This is a genomic window from Kitasatospora sp. NPDC017646 (genome assembly GCF_044329365.1).
Taxonomy (GTDB): Bacteria; Actinomycetota; Actinomycetes; order Streptomycetales; family Streptomycetaceae; genus Kitasatospora.
The window spans coordinates 1-5,228 of the sequence record NZ_JBIRJC010000108.1; the positions used below are offsets into that span (position 1 = coordinate 1).

Annotated in this window: 3 protein-coding genes and 2 pseudogenes; all 5 read left to right on the forward strand. The window is 71.1% G+C overall.

All coding sequences use genetic code 11. The features are described 5' to 3' along the window. Positions 1-77: pseudogene (locus ACH4J0_RS42755) on the forward strand (ATP-binding protein); the annotation flags it as partial. A gap of 429 nt (positions 78-506) precedes the next feature. Next, positions 507-3,854 carry a nitrate- and nitrite sensing domain-containing protein gene (locus tag ACH4J0_RS42760; RefSeq protein ID WP_396246597.1) on the forward strand — a complete coding sequence of 1,116 codons (3,348 nt, stop codon included), beginning with the start codon at positions 507-509 and terminating at the stop codon, positions 3,852-3,854. Positions 3,855-3,864: 10 nt separating this feature from the next. Beyond that, positions 3,865-4,278, forward strand: a complete 414-nt coding sequence (locus ACH4J0_RS42765) for a roadblock/LC7 domain-containing protein (RefSeq protein WP_030291361.1) — start codon at positions 3,865-3,867, stop codon at positions 4,276-4,278. 161 nt (positions 4,279-4,439) lie between these two features. Further along, positions 4,440-5,108: a DUF742 domain-containing protein gene (locus ACH4J0_RS42770; RefSeq protein ID WP_396246598.1), complete on the forward strand. Its 669-nt coding sequence runs from the start codon at positions 4,440-4,442 to the stop codon at positions 5,106-5,108. Beyond that, positions 5,089-5,228 (forward strand): annotated as a pseudogene (locus ACH4J0_RS42775) (ATP-binding protein); the annotation flags it as partial. The gene ACH4J0_RS42770 and the pseudogene ACH4J0_RS42775, both read left to right, overlap by 20 nt.

Genomic DNA, 5,228 nt, shown 5'->3' on the forward strand with positions numbered 1-5,228 from the left:
ACGCCCGCCGCCGCGACAGCGCCAAGAGCGCCCTCATCACCCTGGTCGAACACGCCCTGCTCGCCCGACTCCGGTGACCACCGCGCCTGTGGGCCGGGCGAGGGCGCGAACAGCGGAACCGTCAAGCCCCGGTGAGCCGTCACACTGACGGGTCGCCGGGGCGGCGGCGCTTGCCGGCCGGTGCCCTCCCGGGACCGCGCGCAAGACCCGTGTATAAGCAGCGGATAACAGTTCGGTAGGCATTTTGTGATCAACAATGACGCAGAGTGGCGAATCAGCGTCACTCAGCGCCAGATGACCACGGATTTGCTCCGTCATGTCGCTGATTGTCCGGATTGTGACGGCGCGGGTGCCCTACGGCGTCTGTTTGTCCCCCATCCCTGCACGTGCTGAAATTCCAGCTACCCCTGAATATCCCGCGTCGGCCGTCCGGCGGCGGCCCAGGGCCCCGGGGGTAGCGCTGGATTGATCCATGGCCGGCTAGTCGGCCGAGAGGTAGTAGTCGAGTGAGGCGTAAGCAGCAACCCGCCCCGCAGCGGCGCTCCGAGCCCCGCCAGAGCGAGCCGAACGGCAACGCCGCGGAAAAGGCCGGATTCTCCGCGTTCACTCCCACCGAGGAGCGCGCCCCCGCCACCCCGACCCCCAAGCCCACGGGCGCGGCCAAGGAGCCCCGCCCGGGCGCCGATCCGGCCGGTGACGGCGGCTCCAGCCGCTACGACTTCCTCCGTCCGCGCAACTGGCGCGTGCCGACCCGTCTGATCGCGATCCTGCTGATCCCCGTGATCATCAGTCTGGTCTTCGGCGGTCTTCGAGTGAACACCTCGGTCGACGGCTACATCAAGGCCTCCCGCGCCGAGAAGACCGCAGAGCTGGCCAAGGCGGCGACCGAACTCGCCGAGGCGCTCGAGAACGAGCGCGACAAGACCCTGATACCCCTGATGACGGGGCAGGACCCGAACAACGAGGTCACCAAGCGCCGCGCCGACACCGACGCCGCGCTGAAGGCCTACGAGGCCGCGTACGCCGCCTCCGACAAGTCCGGCGAGCTGCCGCGCCGCCACGAGGCCTTCGAGACCCTGGTGGTCGACCTGCCGCACCTGCGCCAGGTCGCGTACGGCAAGGAGCTGTTCGCCAGCGCCACCGCGAGCGCCTACTCGACGATGTTCGCGCCGCTGCTGGCCTACGACAACTCGGTCGGCAACGGCTCCGCCAACGCCACCAGCAAGGGCCGCGCGATCTACGCGATGTCGCTGGCCAAGGCCTCCGCCTCGACCCAGCGCTCGCTGATGCTCAGCCTGCTGGTCGGCGCCTCGACGGGCGCGACCACGCGGTACGAGAACCAGGACATGACCCAGCAGATCCTGGTCTCCGAGAAGCTGGAACAGGTCTCGATCAGCGAGTTCACCACCGGTAGCGACCCCGCGGACGCCAAGAAGTACGCGGACGCGCAGGTCGCCCTGGCCACCGCGCAGGACCGCTCGGCCTACAAGATGCCCAACGGCACCGCGCCCACCATGCAGGGCCTGCTGGCGCTCGCCTCCAACTACGCCGAGGCCGCCGCCATCGGGCAGCAGAAGGGCAAGGCCGCCGCCGACGCCGCGTACGCCGAGGCCAAGAACGCCGGTCTGACCCCGGACAACTGGAACCAGGCCGCCGGGACCCACATCCAGGCCCTGCGGAACACCGAAGTCGCGCTGCTGGACGACGTCCTCACCGACTCCCGCAACCTCAAGGACAACGCGCTCTACGACGCCATCCTGAACACGGTCATCGTCGTCGCCGCACTGATCCTGGCCGGCCTGCTCACCGGCTACGTCGCCCGCTCGATGATCCTCGGCATGCGCACCCTGCGCAGCGCCGCCCTGGAGATCGCCGACCACCGCCTGCCGGACCTGGTCGAGAAGCTCTCCAAGACCGACCCCGACCGGGTCGACACCTCGGTGACCGCGATCCCGCTGCACGGCAAGGACGAGATCGGCGAAGTCGCCCGGGCCTTCGACCAGGTCCACCAGCAGGCGGTGGCGCTCGCCGCCGAGCAGGCGCTGCTGCGAGGGAACGTCAACGCGATCTTCACCAACCTGTCGCGCCGCAGCCAGGGCCTGATCCAGCGCCAGCTGGCGCTGATCACCGACCTGGAGAACAACGAGGCCGACCCGGACCAGCTGGAGAACCTGTTCAAGCTGGACCACCTCGCCACCCGCATGCGCCGCAACGGTGAGAACCTGCTCGTCCTCGCGGGCGAGGAGGCCGGCCGCCGCTGGAACACCCCGGTCCCGCTGGTCGACGTGCTGCGCGCCGCCGCCTCCGAGGTGGAGCAGTACGAGCGCGTCGAGCTGTCCGGCATCCCGGAGGTCGAGGTCGTCGGCGCCGCCGTGACCGACCTCGTCCACCTGCTCGCCGAGCTGCTGGAGAACGCCACCTCGTTCTCCAGCCCGCAGACCCGGGTGCTGGTCAACGCGACCCGCCTGCCCGACGGCCGGGTGCTGGTCGAGATCCACGACAAGGGCATCGGCCTCACCGCGGACGACTTCGCGGAGATCAACGAGAAGCTGGCCGAGCCGCCCACGGTCGACGCCACCATCTCCCGCCGCATGGGCCTCTTCGTGGTCGGCCGGCTCTCCCAGCGGCACGACATCCGCGTCCAGCTGCGCCCGTCCGGCGAGTCGGCCGGCACCACCTCGCTGGTCATGCTCCCGCCGTTCGTCACCCAGTCCTCGGTGGCGCCGGAGCCGGAGGAGCAGTTCACCGTCTCCCGGATCTTCGCCGACCAGGAGCCGACCTCCGAGTGGGCCCCCGACAACCACAACCGCAGCGCCGCGGAGCTGGGCTTCGACGACCACCTGACCGGCATCGGCAACGCCGGCTCCTCCGGCTTCAGCCCGGCCCTGGAGGCCGTCCAGCGCTCGCAGCGCCTCGACCAGGTCCGCCGCGCGGCCCTGGAGGGCGCGCCGCAGCCGCCGGTGGTGGACGCCGAGGTCGAGGAGGACTACCAGCAGGGCTACGACCAGTACGCCCCGCAGCAGGGCTACGACCAGGGCTACTCCGAGGGCCAGTACGCCGACGACCAGTACGGCTACGACCAGGGCGGCTATCAGCAGGACGATTACGCCCAGGACGGCTACGGCCAGTACCCGCAGCAGAACTACGAGCAGGGCGCCTACTCCGAGGGCCAGTACGCCGACGACCAGTACGGCTACCAGCAGGACGAGTACGCCCGGGGCGGCTACGGCCACCAGGCCGAGGAGGCCCCCGCCGGCCACCCGTACGCCCCGGAGCCGCCCGCCCTGCCCGCCGCCGAGCCCTCCACCACCCTGCCGTCCGGGCTGCCCCAGCGCCGCCCCGGCCAGCAGCTGGCGGGCGGCAGCCTGGGCAGCGCCCCGGCCGTCGGCAGCCCGTCCGGGGACACCCCGAACTGGTTCGCCGGCGCCAAGGACACCTCCTCGCCCACCGAGACCCGCGGCCACGACGTGTCCGCACTCGGCGGATACGGCCCGACCGGCCCGACCGCCAGCTCCCCCTGGCAGTCGCCGAACGACGGCGACTGGCAGCGCGCCGAGCAGCTGCGCGAGCCCTCGTCCAGCGGCACCACCGGGGCCGGACTGCCCCGGCGCGTTCCCAAGCAGAACCTGGTGCCCGGCAACGCCAAGCCCACCCCGCAGGAGGGGCCGCAGGTCTCCCGCAGCCCCGAGGAGGTCCGTGGCCGCCTCACCAACCTGCGCCGCGGTGTGGAGCAGGGCCGCAGCGCCGGCAACACCGGAAGCTTCCGGATCGACCCCGATCAGGTAGACCAGTCCGGCAACGGACAGAACCGGAGCACCGATCTCTTCGGCGGCTCGAACCACCAGGAGCGTTGAGTTGACTCAGATGAGCCAGGCCGCACAGAACCTGAACTGGCTGATCACCAATTTCGTGGACAACACCCCCGGGGTGTCCCACACCGTGGTGGTCTCCGCGGACGGCCTCCTGCTGTGCATGTCGGAAGGCTTCCCGCGCGACCGCGCCGACCAGCTCGCCGCCGTCGCCTCCGGCCTCACCTCCCTCACCTCCGGCGCCAGCCGGATCTTCGAAGGCGGCGAGGTCAACCAGACCGTCGTCGAGATGGAGCGCGGCTTCCTGTTCCTGATGGCCATCAGCGACGGCTCCGCCCTCGCCGTCCTCGCCGCACCCGACTCCGACATCGGCCTGGTCGGCTACGAGATGGCCCTGCTCGTCGACCGGGCAGGCGCCGTCCTCACCCCCGCACTCCGCGCGGAACTCCAGGGCAGTCTCCTGCACTGACGGTTCGTCGGATACCGTCCAGGTATTCGAAGTACCTCCGCGTCCTTCCCGGGCCCGCTTCGGCGGGCTCGGGTTCGGACGTCGTACGGCCTTCGCACCACCGGCTCCGGACTCGTACCGAAGCTCGCACCGCACCGCCGCACCTTGTGAGGAGAGGAACCGTGACACCGCCCGACGACCGCAGCGGCCAGTACGGCGTTCCGTACCCTGGCACAGGCCATGACGCCTTCGGAGCACCCGGCGCCGGCCACGGTCAGCCGTACGGTCGGCAGCAGTACGGACAGCCCCAGCAGCACCCGTACGCCCGACCCGATCAGCAGTACGGCCAGTACGGCCAGGCCGACCCGTACTCCGGGCCCCAGCCCGCCTTCGACACCCCGCCGCCCGGCTACCCGACGCCGCCGCCCGGCGAGACGCCCGCCCCGGCCCCCGGCTACCAGCCGGCCCAGGAGCCCGGGCACGTCGAGGAGTTCGAGGACGAGCCGGACTCCGGCCCGCTGATCCGACCGTTCGCCATGACCGGCGGTCGCACCCGGCCCCGCTACGAGCTCGCGCTGGAGGCCCTGGTCTCCGCCGACGTCGACCCGCAGCGCCTGGCCACCCTCCTCCCGGAGCACCAGCGGATCTGCACCCTGTGCAGAGAGGTGAAATCCGTCGCCGAGGTGTCGGCGCTGCTCTCCCTTCCCCTGGGAGTGGCCCGCATCCTCGTGGCCGACCTGGCCGAAGCCGGCCTGGTCGCCATCCACCAGCCCGCTTCCGGCGGCGAATCCGGAAACCAGCCCGACGTCACGCTGCTCGAAAGGGTCCTCAGTGGACTTCGCAAGCTCTAACGCGGCCGCCCCCACCCGCGCCACCACCTCCGCGAAGATCGTCATCGCGGGCGGCTTCGGCGTCGGCAAGACCACGCTCGTCGGCGCCGTCTCCGAGATCAACCCCCTGCGCACCGAAGC